Origin of the sequence: Ruegeria intermedia, from assembly GCF_900129345.1 — a bacterium.
In the GTDB taxonomy this organism is placed as follows: Bacteria; Pseudomonadota; Alphaproteobacteria; order Rhodobacterales; family Rhodobacteraceae; genus Ruegeria; species Ruegeria intermedia.
This window is the reverse complement of the sequence record NZ_FQVK01000007.1, coordinates 114,126-131,897: the sequence shown is the minus strand read 5'-3', so window position 1 is coordinate 131,897 and position 17,772 is coordinate 114,126. Positions and strand designations below refer to the sequence as shown.

The following is a 17,772-nucleotide window of genomic DNA, read 5'->3' as shown; positions in this document are numbered from 1 at the left end:
AATGCTGTTCCGCTCCGGGGTGACTCTGATTTGACAGGGCTTCCCTTAAATCACCCGGGGCCCGGGATCAATCACATCCGAACGCGCATTTTGACCCAGTTTGCGCAAAACCGCGCAATTGCCCGGATTTTGCGCCCGCTCAAGCCTTTCCCTTGGCACGGGTGCTGGCTAAGACGGTTCTCCAACCCAAGATCAAGGAGGCCCCGTTGGACCGCATCGCCCAGACCATCGCCACCGAAATCAATGCCCGGCCGCAGCAGGTCGACGCGGCGGTCAAGCTGCTGGACGAAGGTGCCACCGTGCCCTTCGTGGCGCGTTACCGCAAAGAGGTGACGGGCGGGCTGGACGACAGCCAGCTGCGCACCCTGTCCGACCGGCTGGCGTACTTGCGCGAGCTCGAGGCGCGGCGCGAGACGATCCTGAACTCGATCAAGGATCAGGGCAAGCTGACCGACGATCTGGCCAAGTCCATCGCGCAGGCCGAAACCAAGGCGCAGCTCGAAGACATCTATCTGCCCTACAAACCCAAGCGCCGGACCAAGGCGATGATCGCACGGGAAAACGGGCTGGAGCCGCTGGCCGACGCGATCCTGGCCGACCGCAGCGCCGAGCCCGAGGCACTGGCCCAGGCCTATGTGACCGAGGCCGTGCCCACCACCAAGGACGCGCTGAACGGCGCGCGCGACATCATCACCGAGCGTCTGACCGAAAACGCCGCCCTTCTGGGCGAGTTGCGCAGCTTCATGCAGGCCGAGGCGCTGCTGACCTCGAAGGTGATCGAGGGCAAGGAACAGGAAGGCGCCAAGTTCAGCGACTATTTCGACCATGCCGAGCCCTGGGCCAAGGTGCCCTCGCACCGGGCGCTGGCGATGCTGCGCGCCTCGAAAGAGGGGATCGTGACGCTGGACATCGCCCCCGACCCCGAAACCGGCGCCGCCCGGGCCGAGGCGATCGTGGCCGCCCATCTGCATACGCGCGGCGACGGGCCGGGCGATGCCTGGCTGCGCAAGGTCGCGGGCTGGACCTGGCGGGTGAAGCTGTCGCTGTCGATGATGGTCGAACTGATGGCCGATCTGCGCAGCCGCGCGCAGGAGGAGGCAATTCAGGTTTTTGCGCGCAATCTCAAGGACTTGCTGTTTGCCGCCCCGGCCGGCCCCCGCCCCACTCTGGGGCTGGACCCGGGAATCCGCACCGGCGTCAAGGCCGCGGTGGTGGACGCGACGGGCAAGCTGGTGGCGACCGACACGCTGTATCCGTTCCAACCCAAGAACGATCTGCGCCGTGCACAGGCCACTATCCTGAACTTGATCGCCACCCACAAGGTCGAACTGATCGCCATCGGCAACGGCACCGCCAGCCGCGAGACCGAACGACTGGTGGCCGACACGCTGAAACTGCTGCCCAAAGGAGTGCAGCCTCCCACCAAGGTCGTGGTCTCCGAGGCCGGGGCCTCGGTCTATTCGGCCTCGGAACTGGCCGCGCGCGAGTTTCCCGATCTCGATGTCTCGCTGCGTGGCGCGGTGTCGATCGCCCGCCGTCTGCAGGACCCGCTGGCCGAACTGGTCAAGATCGAACCAAAGAGCATCGGCGTCGGCCAGTATCAGCACGACGTTGACCAACACCGGCTGAGCCAGTCGCTGGAAGCGGTGATCGAGGATGTGGTGAACGCCGTGGGCGTCGATCTGAACACCGCTTCGGCGCCGCTGCTGGCCCATGTCTCGGGCCTGGGCCCCGGTCTGGCCGAAGCCATCGTGGCGCATCGCGACCTCAATGGCGCATTCCGGTCGCGGCAGGATCTTCTGAAGGTCGCCCGCCTCGGTCCCCGCGCCTTTGAACAATGCGCGGGCTTTCTGCGCATCCGCGACGGGGATGAGCCGCTGGACGCCTCGGCCGTCCACCCCGAGGCCTATGACGTGGCCCGCCGCATCGTGCAGGCCTGCAGCCGAGACATCCGTCAGATCATGGGCCATGACGGCGCACTGCGCGGCCTGCGCGCCGAACAGTTCGTGGATGACCGCTTCGGCCTGCCCACGGTGCGCGACATTTTCGCGGAGCTGGAAAAGCCCGGCCGCGACCCGCGCCCCAGCTTCGTGACCGCAAGCTTCAAGGAAGGTGTCGAGGAGATCACCGACCTCAAACCCGGCATGGTGCTGGAAGGCACTGTCACCAACGTCGCTGCCTTTGGCGCCTTCGTCGATATCGGCGTGCATCAGGACGGGCTGGTGCATGTCAGCCAGCTGGCCGATCGCTTCGTCAAGGACCCGCACGAGGTGGTCAAGGCCGGGCAGGTCGTGCGCGTCCGTGTGGTCGAAGTTGACGTGCCGCGCAAGCGGATCGGGCTGAGCATGCGCAAGGATGGCGGAGCTTCTGCCCGGCAAGATCGCACCTCAAAGGGACCTAACGCACGGGGAAAGAATTCAGGCGCTCAGAAATCACAACGCGCAAAATATAGCAAAAATGCGCATGACAGCGCATTTGGCGATGCGCTGCGAAATGCACTGAAAAACCGATAGCCCCTACCCCGCCTGCGCCTCAGGCGGGGGCGTCGGCTTGGAATGCGTCGGGCTCCAACTCCTCCCAGAAGGCAAAGATCGCGTTGGCATTCAGGCCTGACCGCCACCCGTGCTGCCGGAAGTGCTCGCGGTCCAATTCATCTGACAGGGTTGACATGAACAAGCGCTTGTCCGCATCCCGCTGGGTTGGGTTTCGCCGCGAAACCAGTTCTTCGACGATGGCCAGTTTGCGGGCGCGTTCGGCACGTTCCGCCGCCCGCGCGGCATAGGCCTGATCCTCGCGTGCTTTCTCTTCTTCTCGTTGCTTGGCCGCGGCCAGCGCCTCGGGACTGGGTGGCGCAGGAGCTTCTTTCGCAGGGGCCTTGTAATCTTCCTTGAGTGCGGCCGAAAGATATCCCACGGTGGATTTCACGTCCCCCTGCCCTTTGACATAGTCCAGTTTCTGCTGAACGTATTCCTCGCCGTGCTCGGAGATCCACTGCCGCGCCAGCCGGTCCGAGACCCCCTGTTTGCGCAGGGTCTTGTAAACAGGAAGATTGCGCACACCATCGCTGTCGTCGATCTCGAACATTGCTTTCTGAGGGTTGCGCTGGATCAGGAACCGTATGTCGGTAACGCTGCGGCCCTTCTTGCGGAACTCGGGTTCGATCAGGATATCCGAACTTTTGTTCACTTCGGATACGGCAGGCTTGATGATCTTGGCGTTCAGATGCTTGAAACTGGTGTAATAGTCGCTGCCGTCCACCCCCATCAGCTTACGGAATACCTCGAGTGTCCACCAACCGGTCGAGCCGGTCCGCACGAAGCGATAGCAGTTTTCATACAAGGCCAACCCGTGGCCCGAACTGAAATTGCGTTGGATGTGCACGTTGATCAGCGCATAGATCTTGGGATCATAAAGCTTTTGCGCCAATGCCGGGGAATACGCATATTCGCACACCCCGTTTTTGAGCTTGGCAAAGCTCAGCAACGACGACACGCCCCATTCCTGGCGCCCCTGCTCATCCAGCATGTCCCACTCAGCCACAGTTTCGGCCAATGCGCGAAGGCTGGCACGCAACGTGTCAAAGTCGTTGGAATTGTATCCGACCATCATCGCCAAGGTTCGGGCATCGATCGTGTGGGTCTGTGCGGTGGTCAGCGCATCATAAGCATTGAGCAGAAGAACATTGGACAACTTTCGCTGCAACAAGGTGAGCTTGCCGCTGATGTGGATTGCGGCAACATTTTTTTTCACGGTTTCCCGACGCAGAGCGCCCGAGAGGTGATCCATGTCCAATTCTGTATCCGGCATGATTCTGCCTGGCTGCTCGTTTACCGAATCTGTTGCACGAAAGGTACCCGGCAATCAACCCATTTCGGGTTCCCATATACGGGATGACGCCCATCCCGCAGACAGGTACCTTTCCGAATCAATGCATGAGTTATCCACAGCAAACACGCCAAGACACGCAGCATCCGGCGTCCCGAAAACACTTTCGAGTGGATTCCCTTCACGCCCAGGAGGCTGATTTTCCAAATTTAGTGTCTTACCGGGAATCGGTACCATTCCGACCGGATTCCGGAACCTTACGTCCTGTATCTGGGCACCTTTGATCCCGCATACTGGTCCATATCGTCCCGGAAATGGGGACCCTATTCGCAATAACCTTTTGTCTTCTAATACATATTTCTAAGCGAAAGAATCTAAACATATTAAAGGAATCAAACTTTTGTTGCCGATTTTATGATATTTTCTGTTGGTTTCGCGGCGAAACGGCCAAATTGGATCTTGCCTTGTGGGAAATCCCGCTTTTTTGGATAGCGCAAGACAGCAATGTTCGGTAGATTTCAGGATATACGCCGACAAGGCGAACATTTTCCGAGGCACCGACAGTGAGCAAAAGCAACCAACCTTCTCTACCACCTTACTTCAATCTGGACCCAGCCAAGGCAGCGTCGAAGTTGCCTGACCCTATCGGGACGTCACGATTCGCGAAAGCAGCGGCGTTCTGCGCGAAGGGGCGTGAAGACCTGGCAAGACGTGGCTATGCGCCTGATGGCGAGAAACGTTTGCGCCGGTTCTCGATCTGGGAAATCACGAAGTATCTGATTCCAGTTGCACCCGCCCATCTGCGCCGTGTGCTCAAGGCAAATCCTGATCTCCCTCAGGGCGAAGGAGAGGCAGGGTCAAAATGGTTTACGCTCGAAGAAGTTCTGGCATTGCGCCACTATTTCGCCGCCGAGGGAGTCAGCACCAAGGAGTATCTGCCGTACAGACCCAAGGGCCTGCCCGCCAAGGTCGTGGCGGTGGCGAACTTCAAGGGCGGTGTTGGGAAAACATCGACGGCGGCACATCTGGCAATGTCGGCCGCGTTGGACGGGTACAAAGTGCTCGTGATCGACCTGGACAGCCAAGGGTCGATGACATCGATTCTCGGCGGTCGCGTCGCCGATGAGTGGCAAACGGTGTTTCCGCTGATCGCCAAGGACTATGCTCGGGCAGTTCAGGCAGAGAACCGTGTGCGCGCGGCCGCCGGTCAACCTGAAATTCCGTTGGACGAAACGCTTCAGGAAGCTTTGACGACCCTGCCCCGAGACGTGATCCAGCAAACGCATTGGCCCAATATCGACCTGATCGGCGCTCAGTTGAATCTGTATTGGGCGGAATTCCAGATCCCGGTCTGGCGCATGGGGTTGCGCAGTTGGCCGCTTTGGGACGGTCTGACGAACTTCCTCGAGGATGAAGGCGTGTTGAACGATTACGACATCGTTTTCCTCGATACGCCTCCTGCACTTGGGTACCTTACGATCAACGCGCTGGCTGCGGCGGATATTTTGCTGGTGCCGTTGGGGGCTTCGTTTCTGGAATTTGATTCCACAGGCCGGTTTTTTGACATGCTGTATACGACCTTCGCCAGCATCGAGGACGGCGAAAACGCGGCTCAACGGGCGGCGGGCTTGCCCGAGCTCAAATTCGAATGGGATGTCGTACGCGCCATCATCACGCGGTTCGACGCCAGCCAGCAGACAGACATGGCGAACGTGATCCAGGCCTATTTCGGTGATTTCATGAATGCCTATCGGCAGGACTACACGGCTCTGGTCGGGCAGGCCGGTGAGCAGGTGAACGGGATTTATGAGGCGGACTACCGGGATTTCAACCGTGACACATACGTGCGCGGCCGAGAAACTTTCGACCGGACCTATGCCGAGTTCAAGGAAGTCTTGATCGGCTGCTGGTGGCGCGACGCACAGATGGGAGGAGAGGCAGATGGCTAAACGCAGAAGACTGACCGCACCGGACGCGGCCGAGTTGGAACAGCTCGAGGCGGGTTTCGCCACGAAACCCTCGATCAGCCCGTTTGAATCCAAGTCTGTCGTGCCGCCGATTGCGCAAGTCGCGGCCGAAGCCGCCACATTGAACGGAATGGCCGCGGTCACCGATCGCGAAGCATTGGCCCGCGACCAGGGTGATGCGGCCCGTTGGCGCGATGCGCAGGATGCGGGGTTGGTGGCCCAGAAGCTGCCCGTTGACGAGATCGATGCGGACTATATTCGTCGCGACCGGATGGTCGAAGACGAAGAAGCCATGGCCGAGCTGCTGGAGTCGCTGCGGGTCAACGGTTTGCGCACGCCGATCGAGGTGACGCCAACGGCCGACGGGTACGGGCTGATCTCGGGCTATCGGCGTCTGGATGCGTTTCGCCGGCTCGCCAGAACGGATCCGGCATTCGCACAGATTCCTGCCTTTGTCCGCCAAGCCGGGGCAGGGCAGGGGGCGTATGTCTCGATGGTCGAGGAAAACGAGCTGCGCGCCAATCTCAGCCCCTACGAACGGGGACGCATTGCGGTTCTGGCAGCAGGGCAGGGGGTGTTCCCCTCGACCGAAGCCGCGGTGGACGCCTTGTTTGCGGCGGCGTCCAAGGCGAAACGGTCAAAGGTGCGCAGCTTTGCGATGGTGCACGAGGCTTTGGGTGACCTGTTGCGATATCCGGTATCCCTGTCGGAGAAGGCGGGTCTGCGACTGGCTGCAGCCTTGCGGGATGGCGCTCAGGCCAAGCTGCGTGCCGCATTGGCCGGGGCAGAGGTTTCCGATGCCAAGGCTGAATGGGCACTGATCGAGGCTGCGCTGAAGGACGCGCCCGAGCCGTCGCGTGACAAGGCACGGGGCGGGCGCCCACAGCAGGTGCAACGTATTCCTCTGCAGCCGTTGCCCGGCGGCGGTGACATCCGCGCCGAGGTGGCCGCCGGCGAATTGCGAATCCGCCTGCGTCGGCAAGATCTTTCGGTTGAAGACGCACAAGCGCTTGTGGATGAGATTGTCCGTCATTTCAGCTAGTTTCGCGACGAAACGCAGGATTGGAGGTCGAAACAAGGCCTCCATATGTGTCCCGTATATGGGTGCCTGAAGGGATCGGGTGAAAACAAGGTGGTGTGCATTGTTGCTGAATTATGCACACTACATCTGAATGACTGAATGGGGCTTGCACTGAGGAACGTGGTCTTTCGCAATGGCGTTTCCCATGGCCGCACCGTCACCTGCAAGACAAATTTCGCGTGCCTTCCGCATGGGGGCGGGAACACTTGCGACGGCAGCTCTCGGGCCTTCGCCGGTCATTCCGCTGGTGCGAACCCCACGATCATCTGGCGTAGCCCGACAGCCGCGCCAACAAAGATCGACACGAACGCGACAGGAGCGCTGAAGGCCAGAACCGAAAAGGCTGAAATTCCTTGGCCGATACTGCAGCCAACCGCAAGTATCGCCCCCGGCCCCATGATCGCCGCGCCCAGGATCTGGCGCCGCAATTCGCGCGGATCTTCGCAGGCTTCCCAGCGGAAATGGCCCTTGGAATACGATCCGAGCGCAGCCCCGATCACCACGCCCATCACGGAGCCGACGCTGAAGGACAGCGCGTTGCCCGAGGCGGTCATGGCATAGATGATCGTATCTCCGATGGGGGCCGCGAAAGTGTGTGTTTCGATTGGTTCCGCGTCAAAACCCGTGGTGGCGATCCAGAAGGTGCCGACCCAACCCGAAACGATGGCAAGGCCGACAACCACGGCCCACAGGCACTGTTTGCCTGAGGGTCGCATTCGGGCCCGGACGGTGGCCGTCAGGATCAGCATCGCCCCCACGGTCAGTCCCGTCAGCAGCGGCGAAATTCCAAAACCCTCGAGCAACTGCGCGAAACCCTGTTGCGTTGTGGCCCCGGTTTCTTCGGAAAACAACCAGACGCGCGCCCGGGCCAAAGGGCCCGACATCACGAAATAGGCCGACAGCCCCATCACGACGACGATGACGAAGGACCGCAGATCGCCTCCGCCCAGCCGGGCCAGCGCGCCGTAACCGCAATTGCCGCTCAGCGCCATTCCGTAGCCGAACATCAGGCCGCCCAGGATCGTGCCGACCGGGTTCCAGACACGGTCCAGATAGGCGGTTGCGCCGCTGTCGAAGCGGCCGGTGGCAATGGCAAGATGCACTCCGATCACAGCCACGCCGATGGCGATGGCCCACATCTTCAATCGGCGGCTGTCGGCGCCATACAGCAGGTCCTCGATTGCGCCCAGCGTGCAGAACCGGCCGATCCGGGCCGCCAGGCCCAGGGCCACACCTCCCGCCAGCCCGACCAGGGCCGCGGTATTCGCTTCTCCGATGAGTTCAAGCACCTGTGTCCTCCCTCGACCCGACGCCCGTGGTGGCGCGGATCAGTCCGCGCGGCAGAACAGGTCGTACACGACTTCCATGATTTGTCTGGGTCGATCGTCTGTCAAGCTGTAGTAGATGGTCTTGCCGTCCCGGCGCGGGGTCACCAGCCCCTCGAAGCGCAGGCGGGCAAGCTGCTGTGAAACGGCGGCTTGACGGGCCGACAGCAGGTCTTCCAACTCGGTGACCGATTTTTCGCCCGATGCAAGGTGGCACAGGATCATCAACCGCCCTTCATGGCTGATGGCCTTCATAAAGTTGGACGCGCGGTGGGCGTTCTCTTCCATCCTCTTCATGTCCTCGGGGCAGGTGTTGCCGTCGAACACGGGCAGGCGCGATGCCGCGTCGCAGGGGTGGTCGGCGTTGGAAGTCACGAACCCTCGGGCCCCGACCCAGCGCGCCGCCACACAACTCCGGCGTCGTCGAGCATCATGCCCAGCAAACCCCAAAAAAAGTCCTGACCGGGATACCCCTCGATCCGCCCGACCTCGCGCCCATCTTCGACAAGGATGAAGGTCGGGGTGAAATGGACCCTGCGCGCAAACACGACGTCCGGCGCGTCGGCGCGAAGGTCATAACGGCGCAACGGAACCGCTTGCCCCTCGGCGGATTTGGGATAGATCGGCGCGATTTCGTCATTCCACTTGGCGCACCAATGGCAGCCGGGCTCTTCGGCCATCAGCAGATAGGCCTCCGCAACCGCCGAAACCGGCGTCGCCATGCCCAGCATGATGGTCAGCGCTTTGATCATTTTCCTGTCGCCCAATTTGACGCGGCCCGTGTTTTAATCATAATTATATTTTTGAATATCACAAGCGGTGGAGCAGCATCAGGTGTTCGACGTCACATTCATGGGCGCAATCGTCGCCGGGCTGCTGTCATTCCTGTCGCCCTGCATCCTTCCGATCGTGCCGTTCTATCTGAGCTATCTGGCCGGGGCCGGCATGAACCAGATATCGTCTGGCGCCCAGATCTCGCCGGCGGTCCGGGGCAAGGCAGTGCTGGCGGCGTGCTGTTTTGCATTGGGGGTGCTGACCGTTTTCGTCGGGCTGGGGGCAACTGCGACAGCCTTCGGCAGCTTGCTGCGCGACCATTTCGACGTGCTGCGCTGGGTCGCGGCGGCGATCATCATTGCGATGGGCCTGCACTTCATGGGAGTCGTCAGAATCGGCTTCCTGTACCGGCAGTTTCGGGCCGACGCCGGCGATACGTCGAGTGTGGGTCTGATCGGGGCCTATGTGATCGGGCTTGCCTTCGCCTTTGGATGGACACCCTGCGTCGGCCCGGTCCTGGCCGCGATCCTGTTTACCGCTGCGGGGCAGGAAACAGCCAACGAAGGCGCCGCGCTGTTGTTGGCCTATGGCCTTGGGATGACCTTGCCCTTCGTCGCGGCCGCGATGTTCATCGGGCCGTTCATGGCCTGGGTGTCCCGGTTCCGCAAACATCTGGGAATGATCGAAAAACTGATGGGGCTGATGCTGATCCTGTTCGGCATTCTGATCGGCACAAATTCGGTCAACTACATCGCGCAATGGATGCTCGAGACGATTCCGTGGTTCGGCGCGATCGGGTGAATTTGGAAAGGATATTCGTCATGCTCAAAAAATTTCTGCTGATTGCGTCACTTCTGATGGCCCCGCTGCCCCTGGCGGCCGAGCTGGGTGACGACGGTCTTCACAAGGCTCCATGGATGCGTGACACGTTCAAGGATCTGCGCGAGGACCTCGAGGAAGCCAACGCCGAGGGACGACGGCTGATGGTCATCGTGGAGCAACGGGGCTGCATCTACTGCAGGAAGATGTACGAAGAGGTCTTTGTCATCCCCGAGATCGAACAGCTGCTGGCTGAACGCTTTTTCGTCGTCCAGATCAACATGTTCGGCGATGTCGAAGTGACCGATTTCGACGGAACGGTCCTGCCCGAAAAGGACATGGTGAAACGGTGGGGCGCCTTGTTCACGCCGACGATCTACTTTTTCCCTCAGGACGTGCCCGAAGGCGTGACGGCCGCGCAGGCGGCCGTGGCAACGATGCCGGGCGCCTTCGGACGCTGGACGACGTTCAACCTGCTGAACTGGGTATTGGAAAAGGGCTATGACGGAGACGAGCCGTTCCAAAAGTACCATGCCCGCAAGTTCGAGGCGCAACGAAACTAGTCGCACAGGATCGCGCAACCGGATTGCGTCCGCACTTCCGCAGGTTAAGAGATGTAAAAATTCACGTAGATGAATTTATTGTTGCGTTGCGCGGATTGTGTGCACTAGTGTGCAGAGATACAGCGGGGAATCGTCTTTGGGAGGAGGCATGACAAAAGCGTTGAAACTTGGCCTGGCCGGAATGCTGTGTGCATCGACGGCCATGGCGGGTGAGATCAAGCCGAAAGATGTGTCGTTTGCCGACGGCGCCATCGAACAGTCACTGACCGGTACTCCGGGCGACCCTGAAAAGGGCGCGACGATCGTGGGTGAGAAGTCCATGGGCAATTGCGTGGCCTGCCATCAGGTTTCGGCGCTGGCGGACGTGCCGTTTCAGGGCGAGGTCGGCCCGCCGCTGGACGGGGCGGGGGACCGCTGGACCGAGGCCGAGCTGCGCGGTCTGGTGGCCAACGCCAAAATGACCTTCGAGGGCACGGTGATGCCGGCCTTCTACAAGGACGATGGCTTTATCCGGCCTGGCGATGCCTATACCGGCAAGGCGCCCAGCGGGCCGCTTGAGCCGATCCTGAGCGCACAGGACGTCGAGGACGTGGTGGCGTTCCTGATGACCCTCAAAGAACAATAATCGCCTTCGCCTGTCCGAGGAGCGCACACTCAAAGGAGATCTAAAATGGAAATTTCGCGACGCGAAACCCTGGCCTTGGGTCTGGGAGCCGCGGTTCTGACGATGCTGCCGTTCCGGGTGAACGCGGCGGTCGAGGATTCGATCTCGGCCTTCACCGGTGGCGCTGACATCGCCGACGGTGGCGTCACCCTGACCGCACCGGAAATCGCCGAAAACGGCAACACGGTTCCGATCGAAGTCAGCGCCCCGGGCGCCGTGGCCATCGCGGTTTTTGCCGCAGGCAACCCGACGCCGGGTGTTGTCACGTTCAACTTCGGGCCACTGGCTGCCTCGCAGTCGGCATCGACCCGGATTCGACTGGCCGGAACGCAGGATGTCATCGCCGTGGCCAAGATGGCCGATGGCAGCTTTGCCAAGGCATCGGCAACGGTCAAAGTCACAATCGGTGGCTGCGGCGGCTGATCGCCCGCGCGCCCCTTGGAACAACAGGAGAAACCCCATGGCATCCGGAGTGAAACCCCGCGTCAAGGTCCCCAAAACGGCAACGGCCGGCGAGGCGGTGACGATCAAGAGCCTGATCAGTCACAAGATGGAAAGCGGTCAGCGCAAGGACAAGGAAGGCAATGTCATTCCGCGTTCGATCATCAACCGCTTTACCTGCGAATTCAACGGCCAGATGGTCATCGATGTGACTCTTGAACCCGCGATTTCGACCAACCCGTATTTCCAGTTCGAGGCCACCGTGCCCGAGGCGGGAGAGTTCGTCTTCACATGGTATGACGATGACGGGTCGGTCTACGACACCAAGAAAAAGATCGAGGTCGCCTGACGGCTCGGCAATTCGGCAGACCGGCGCCCAGGCGGTTCAGGGCGCCGATCGACCAAGGGAGGAAACCGAATGAATTTCAAGGCTTTGACGGCTGCCATTGCGATGATGGCCATGCCGGCTGCGGTCATGGCGGACCCGGATGACGACAAGCTGATCATCAACGGCGAGATCGAGATGATCTCGGTCGCCAAGGCGCCCGAGCATCTGGAAAACCTGGACACGATCTATTCCGGCTGGCATTTCCGCACCGACGAGACGCAGGCGCTGCAGATCGACGATTTCGACAATCCGGCCATGATTTTCGTGGATCAGGCTGCCGATGTTTATGAAACCGTGGACGGAGCCGCCGGAAAAAGCTGTGCCTCATGCCATGACGGGGTCGAAAGCTTTGCCGGGCTGACCGCGCAGATGCCCAAGGTTGACCCCGAAACCGGCAAGCTGGTGGTGATGGAAGACCTGATCAACGAATGCCGGACCGAGCGCATGGAGGCCGACGCCTGGAAATGGTCGGGTGCCGACATGCAGGGCATGGTGGCGCTGATCGGCCTGCAGTCGCGCGGCATGCCGATGAACGTGGCCATTGACGGACCCGCTGCGCCCTACTGGGAGCAGGGCAAGGAGATGTATTATACCCGGTATGGCCAGTTGGAACTGAGCTGCGCCAATTGCCACGAAGAGAATTACGGCAACATGATCCGGGCCGACCACCTGAGCCAGGGCATGATCAATGGCTTTCCGACCTATCGTCTGAAACAGGCCAAGCTGATCTCGCGCCACAACCGGTTCCGCGGCTGCATCCGCGATACGCGGGCCGAAACCTTTGCCGAAGGGTCGGACGAATTCCGAGCCCTCGAACTGTACGTGGCTTCGCGCGGAAATGGTCTGTCGGTCGAAACCCCGGCGGTCCGCCAGTAACCGAACACCCGCACCGGATCGTCTGGTGCGGGTATTTCTTTCCTGAAATATTCACTAATTTAAATGTGAATCAAGGGCGCAACAGATGATCTCAAGACGTGACTTTCTGCAGGTTTCCATGGCAGCCTCGGCGCTGGTGGGCGCATCCGGCTTCGGCAACTGGGCCCGGCTGGCCGCGCAGCAGTCCTTGACCCAGGGCCAATTGCTGGAGTTCGAAACCTTCGGCAATGTGTCGCTGATCCATATCACCGACATTCACGCACAGCTCAAGCCGATCTATTTCCGCGAGCCGTCGGTCAATATCGGGGTAGGGGCCAACAAAGGCGTCGTGCCGCATGTCACGGGGGCCGATTTCCGCAGGCTCTACGGGATCGCGGATGGCAGCCCCAGTCACTATGCCCTGACGTCCGACGATTTTGCCGCGCTGGCCAAGGCCTATGGCCGGGTTGGCGGGCTGGACCGCGTGGCGACCGTGATCAACGCCATTCGCGCCGACCGTCCCGATGCGATCCTGCTGGACGGGGGCGACACCTGGCACGGGTCCTACACCTGCCTGAAGACCCAAGGCCAGGACATGGTCAACGTCATGAACGCCTTGCGGCCGGATGCGATGACCTTCCACTGGGAATTCACCCTGGGCAGCGACCGCGTGGCCGAACTGGTCGAACAGCTGCCTTTTGCCGCCCTTGGCCAGAACATCTTCGATGCGGAATGGGACGAACCGGCCGAGCTGTTCCCGCCCTATCAGATGTTCGAGCGGGGCGGCACCAAGATCGCCGTGATCGGCCAGGCCTTCCCGTACATGCCGATCGCCAATCCCGGCTGGATGTTCCCCGAATACGCGTTCGGCATCCGCGACGAACACATGGCGCAGATGGTCGAAGAGGTGCGCGCCGCCGGTGCGGAATGCGTCGTGGTTCTCAGCCACAACGGCTTTGACGTCGACAAGAAGATGGCCAGCGTGGTGCCGGGGATCGATGTGATCCTGTCGGGCCATACCCATGACGCCCTGCCCGAGCCGGTGCTGGTGGGGGAAACGATCATCGTGGCGTCGGGGTCGAACGGCAAATTCGTCAGCCGGGTGGATCTGGACATCCGCGATGGCCGGATGATGGGCTATCGCACCAAGCTGATCCCGATCTTCTCGGACGTGATCGCGCCCGACCCCGAGGTTGCAGCCCTGATCGACGAACAGCGCGCGCCCTATCTGGACGAGATGTCCGAGGTGATCGGCCAGACCGACAGCCTTTTGTACCGCCGGGGCAATTTCAACGGCACCTGGGATGACCTGATCTGCGACGCGCTGCTGAGCGAGCGCGAAGCGGAAATCGCGCTCAGCCCCGGCGTACGCTGGGGGCCGTCGCTGATACCGGGGCAGGACATCACCCGCGAGGACATCTTCGGCGTGACTTCGATGACCTACGGCCAGGCCTACCGGACCGAGATGACCGGCGAATTCCTGAAGGTGGTTCTGGAAGACGTGGCCGACAACATCTTCAACCCCGACCCCTATTATCAGCAGGGCGGCGACATGGTGCGCACCGGTGGGCTTGGGTACCGGATCGACGTGTCCAAGCCGCAGGGCGAGCGGATCTCGAACATGACCCTGCTGAAGACCGGCGAGCCGATCGACGCATCCAGAAATTATGTCGTGGCGGGCTGGGCCTCGGTCAATGAAGGCACCGAGGGGCCGCAGATCTGGGACGTGGTCGAAAGCCATATCCGCAAGCTTGGAACCGTCACGGTTCAGGAAAATACCAACGTCGACGTCGTGGGCGTCTGACACTACCTGGAGAACTTGAGACATGGATGATATGTTCAAGCCTTCCCGCCGCGCCTTTCTGCGAGGCGGCGCCGCGATCGCCGCAGGATCGGTCGCGGGGTCGGTCGCGGCGCAGGAGGCGGACCCGCTGATCACCGAATTGCAGGATTGGGCTTCGTACACCGGCGCCGGTGTCGATGAAACGCCTTATGGTCTGCCGATCCGCTTTGAAAGCGACGTCGTGCGGCGCAACGTTGAATGGCTGACCGCCTCGCCGATCTCGTCGATCAACTTCACGCCGATCCATGCGCTGGACGGCACCATTACGCCTCAGGGCTGCGCCTTCGAGCGGCACCATTCCGGCGCGATCGAGTTGAGCAAGCAGGATTACCGCCTGATGATCAACGGCTTGGTCGATCGGCCGCTGGTCTTCACCTATGACGACCTCGAGCGGTTCCCGCGGGAAAACCACGTCTATTTCTGCGAATGCGCGGCCAATACGGGCATGGAATGGGCCGGGGCGCAGCTGAACGGCGTCCAGTTCACCCATGGCATGATCCACAACATGGAATATGCCGGTGTCCCGCTGCGCGTCCTGCTGCAAGAGGCCGGCTTGGACGCCGCCGGAGACCTGTCGGACAAATGGGTCTATGTCGAGGGCGCCGACGCCTCGTCGAATGGCCGTTCGATCCCGATGGAGAAGGCGCTGGACGACGTCCTCGTCGCCTTCAAGGCCAATGGCGAGGCGCTGCGGATGGAGCATGGCTATCCGGTCCGGCTGGTGGTTCCGGGCTGGGAGGGCAACATGTGGGTCAAGTGGCTGCGCCGGATCGAAGTGACGGATGCCGCCGTGGAAAGCCGCGAGGAGACGTCGAAATACACGGATGTCTACGCCGATGGCACCGCCCGGAAATGGACCTGGGTGATGGATGCGAAATCGGTCATCACCTCGCCCAGCCCGCAGATGCCGATCAGGCACGGCAAGGGGCCGCTGGTGATTTCCGGCCTGGCGTGGTCCGGTCACGGACGCATCACGCGGGTCGATGTCTCGAAGGATGGTGGCATCACCTGGGAGACCGCGCGCCTGGGCAAGCAGCTGGATACCAAGGCGCTGACCCGTTTCTATCTGGATACCGAGTGGGACGGTTCTCCGATGCTGCTGCAGAGCCGCGCGATGGACGAAACCGGCTATGTCCAGCCGACCAAGGACCAACTGCGCGAGAAGCGCGGCGAAAACTCGGTTTATCACAACAACTGTATCCAGACCTGGTACGTCAACGCAGAAGGGATCGCCGAAAATGTCGAAGTCTCTTAGTGGCATCTATCTTCCCGTTTTCGGCGGGATCGCCCTGGTGTGCAGTGTCGCGGTTGCAGTCGCGAACCGCGGATACGGCGACAGCCAGATCGAGACGCTGCAGACGCGTCTCGCACAGGTCGAGGCGCAAAAGGCCGCGGCGCTGACCGAGGCCGAAGCCAGCGCGGCCCGGCTGGCCGAGCTCGAGACCCGTCTGGCCGAGTTGGAAAGCAAGGCCGGCAACACGGTTGCCGGGGGCGAGCCCGTCGCGGCGCATGAGGGCGCCTTCGGCCTGGGCCGTCCGGCCCTGCCCGAAGAGATCGCGGCCTGGGACGTGGACGTGTTGCCCGACGGGCGCGGCCTGCCCGAGGGGTCGGGCGATGTGTCCACCGGCGAGGAAGTTTTCGCCGAAAAATGCGCGGCCTGCCATGGCGACTTTGCCGAAGGCGTGGACAACTGGCCGGTTCTGGCCGGCGGGTTCGGCACGCTGGCCGACGAAGACCCGGTCAAGACGGTCGGGTCATACTGGCCCTACCTGACCACGGTCTGGGACTATGTGCATCGGTCGATGCCCTTTGGCGAGGCCGGAACGCTCAGCGCAGACGAGACCTATGCGATCGTGGCCTACATTCTGTATTCCAACGATCTGGTCGATGACGAGTTCGAGCTGAACCAGGACAATCTGGCGACGTTCGAGATGCCCAACCGGGACGGGTTCGTGATCGACGACCGGCCGCAGCGGGAATATGCGGAATGGCGTACCGAACCCTGCATGGAAAACTGCAAGGACAGTGTCGAGATTACCAAGCGCGCGACTTTCCTGGATGTGACGCCGGACCATGGCGGCGACTCGGTCATGAACTCCGCCGACACCTCTGAAACGCCCACATTCACGGCGGCCAACGCGACGGCGGAAGAAGTCGCTTCCGCGGATGCGGCCGACGCCGGTGATGCCGAACTGATCGCCGCCGGCAAGAAGGTGTTCAAGAAGTGCTCGGCCTGCCACCAGGTAGGGGACGGTGCCAAGAACAAGACCGGCCCGCACCTGAACGGTCTGATCGGGCGTACCATCGGGTCGGTTGACGGGTTCGGCTACTCGTCGGTTTTCAAGCAAGCCAACGAAGAAGGCCGGATCTGGGACCAGGCCGCGCTGGACGCGTTCCTTGCTAAGCCGAAAGCCTACATGACGGGTACCAAGATGAGTTTTGCCGGGCTGAAGAAGGAACAGGACCGCGCGGCGCTCAATGCCTATCTTGCGACATTCGGCGAGTAGATGATGCAACGGGTGCTGAGAGTAGTCCTTTTGGCGTGTGCCACGGTGGTCTCAACCGCCGTGGCTGCCGATGTTCTGGGTGATGCCGAGGCCGGCAAGGTGGTGTTCGACCAGTGCAAGGGATGTCATCAGGTGGGCGACGGGGCAAAGAACCGGATTGGCCCGCATCTGAACGAGTTGTTCGGCCGGCCGGCGGCTGGTATCGAGGGGTTCAAGTATTCCAAAAGCTTCCGGCGCGCCGGGGCGAGCGGGCTGGAATGGCACGCCGATACGCTGGATGCGTTTTTGGAAAATCCACGGTCCTATGCTTCGGGAACGCGCATGAGTTTTCGGGGGATCAAGGATGCCAAGGACCGTCAAGACGTGATCGCCTATCTCCGGCTGTTTTCGGACGATCCGGCGAACATCCCCGAAGCCGACCCCACGGCCACGGCCACCGATCATGACCTGGACCCGGCGATCCTGGCGATCCAGGGTGACCCGGAATACGGCGAATACCTGAGCAGCGAATGCACGACCTGCCATCAAAAGGATGGGGGCGATGACGGTATTCCGTCGATCGTGCTGTGGCCTGAAGAAGACTTTGTCATTGCGATGCACGCATACAAGAACAAACAGCGTCAGCATCCGGTCATGCAGATGATGGCCGGGCGTCTCAATGACGAGGAAATCGCCGCGCTCGCGGCGTATTTCAACCGCCTCGAAAACTGAGGCACTGCA

The 17,772-nt window shown here is 61.4% G+C and carries 17 protein-coding genes; 13 read left to right on the top strand and 4 right to left on the bottom strand.

Going from position 1 to position 17,772, the window contains the following annotated elements; translation table 11 throughout:
• Positions 1-206: 206 nt before the first annotated feature.
• A complete protein-coding gene (locus F3H26_RS07275; protein WP_149775389.1) occupies positions 207-2,513 on the top strand; it encodes a Tex family protein in 2,307 nt (768 codons plus the stop codon).
• A gap of 19 nt (positions 2,514-2,532) precedes the next feature.
• Here F3H26_RS07275 and F3H26_RS07270 read toward each other — a convergent pair whose 3' ends face one another.
• Positions 2,533-3,807, bottom strand: coding sequence for a replication initiation protein (locus F3H26_RS07270; protein WP_149775388.1), 1,275 nt, complete (start codon positions 3,805-3,807; stop codon positions 2,533-2,535).
• Between the two features lie 581 nt (positions 3,808-4,388).
• Between F3H26_RS07270 and F3H26_RS07265 the strand changes: the two genes are divergently transcribed.
• Together F3H26_RS07265 and F3H26_RS07260 are read left to right on the top strand one after the other, a co-directional pair.
• Positions 4,389-5,774 (top strand): AAA family ATPase, encoded by a 1,386-nt coding sequence (locus tag F3H26_RS07265; protein WP_149775387.1) that lies wholly within the window; start codon positions 4,389-4,391, stop codon positions 5,772-5,774.
• A complete protein-coding gene (locus F3H26_RS07260; protein WP_149775386.1) occupies positions 5,767-6,834 on the top strand; it encodes a ParB/RepB/Spo0J family partition protein in 1,068 nt (355 codons plus the stop codon). Before F3H26_RS07265 ends, F3H26_RS07260 begins: the two co-directional genes overlap by 8 nt.
• Positions 6,835-7,109: 275 nt before the next feature.
• Here F3H26_RS07260 and F3H26_RS07255 read toward each other — a convergent pair whose 3' ends face one another.
• The 3 genes from F3H26_RS07255 to F3H26_RS07245 all read right to left on the bottom strand — a co-directional run bounded on the left by F3H26_RS07255 (position 7,110) and on the right by F3H26_RS07245 (position 8,950).
• Positions 7,110-8,162: a YeeE/YedE family protein gene (locus tag F3H26_RS07255; RefSeq protein WP_149775385.1), complete on the bottom strand. Its 1,053-nt coding sequence runs from the start codon at positions 8,160-8,162 to the stop codon at positions 7,110-7,112.
• A gap of 39 nt (positions 8,163-8,201) precedes the next feature.
• Entirely contained in the window at positions 8,202-8,495 is a 294-nt protein-coding gene (locus F3H26_RS07250; protein ID WP_149775412.1) for an ArsR/SmtB family transcription factor, read from the bottom strand.
• A 74-nt stretch (positions 8,496-8,569) separates the two neighbouring features.
• Entirely contained in the window at positions 8,570-8,950 is a 381-nt protein-coding gene (locus F3H26_RS07245) for a thioredoxin domain-containing protein (RefSeq protein WP_149775384.1), read from the bottom strand.
• A gap of 82 nt (positions 8,951-9,032) precedes the next feature.
• On the opposite strand from F3H26_RS07245, the gene F3H26_RS07240 reads away from it, so the two are divergent.
• The 10 genes from F3H26_RS07240 to F3H26_RS07195 all read left to right on the top strand — a co-directional run bounded on the left by F3H26_RS07240 (position 9,033) and on the right by F3H26_RS07195 (position 17,763).
• Complete coding sequence (locus F3H26_RS07240) at positions 9,033-9,773, top strand: cytochrome c biogenesis CcdA family protein (RefSeq protein WP_149775383.1); 741 nt, start codon at positions 9,033-9,035, stop codon at positions 9,771-9,773.
• 20 nt (positions 9,774-9,793) lie between these two features.
• Positions 9,794-10,354, top strand: a complete 561-nt coding sequence (locus tag F3H26_RS07235; protein WP_149775382.1) for a thioredoxin family protein — start codon at positions 9,794-9,796, stop codon at positions 10,352-10,354.
• 148 nt (positions 10,355-10,502) lie between these two features.
• A complete protein-coding gene (gene soxX / locus F3H26_RS07230) occupies positions 10,503-10,979 on the top strand; it encodes a sulfur oxidation c-type cytochrome SoxX (RefSeq protein WP_149775381.1) in 477 nt (158 codons plus the stop codon).
• Positions 10,980-11,024: 45 nt separating this feature from the next.
• On the top strand, positions 11,025-11,441 hold the full coding sequence (gene soxY / locus F3H26_RS07225) for a thiosulfate oxidation carrier protein SoxY (RefSeq protein ID WP_149775380.1): 417 nt from the start codon (positions 11,025-11,027) through the stop codon (positions 11,439-11,441).
• Between the two features lie 37 nt (positions 11,442-11,478).
• Entirely contained in the window at positions 11,479-11,808 is a 330-nt protein-coding gene (gene soxZ, locus F3H26_RS07220; RefSeq protein WP_149775379.1) for a thiosulfate oxidation carrier complex protein SoxZ, read from the top strand.
• Between the two features lie 69 nt (positions 11,809-11,877).
• The gene (gene soxA, locus F3H26_RS07215; RefSeq protein WP_149775378.1) at positions 11,878-12,723 is read left to right on the top strand and encodes a sulfur oxidation c-type cytochrome SoxA; all 846 of its coding nucleotides are present in this window, start codon (positions 11,878-11,880) and stop codon (positions 12,721-12,723) included.
• An 85-nt stretch (positions 12,724-12,808) separates the two neighbouring features.
• The gene (gene soxB / locus F3H26_RS07210; RefSeq protein WP_149775377.1) at positions 12,809-14,506 is read left to right on the top strand and encodes a thiosulfohydrolase SoxB; all 1,698 of its coding nucleotides are present in this window, start codon (positions 12,809-12,811) and stop codon (positions 14,504-14,506) included.
• 22 nt (positions 14,507-14,528) lie between these two features.
• A complete protein-coding gene (soxC, locus tag F3H26_RS07205; protein WP_149775376.1) occupies positions 14,529-15,800 on the top strand; it encodes a sulfite dehydrogenase in 1,272 nt (423 codons plus the stop codon).
• On the top strand, positions 15,784-17,052 hold the full coding sequence (locus F3H26_RS07200) for a c-type cytochrome (RefSeq protein WP_149775375.1): 1,269 nt from the start codon (positions 15,784-15,786) through the stop codon (positions 17,050-17,052). The genes soxC and F3H26_RS07200 overlap by 17 nt, the downstream gene beginning before the upstream one ends.
• On the top strand, positions 17,053-17,763 hold the full coding sequence (locus tag F3H26_RS07195; RefSeq protein ID WP_188127719.1) for a c-type cytochrome: 711 nt from the start codon (positions 17,053-17,055) through the stop codon (positions 17,761-17,763).
• The last annotated feature ends 9 nt before the right edge of the window (positions 17,764-17,772 follow it).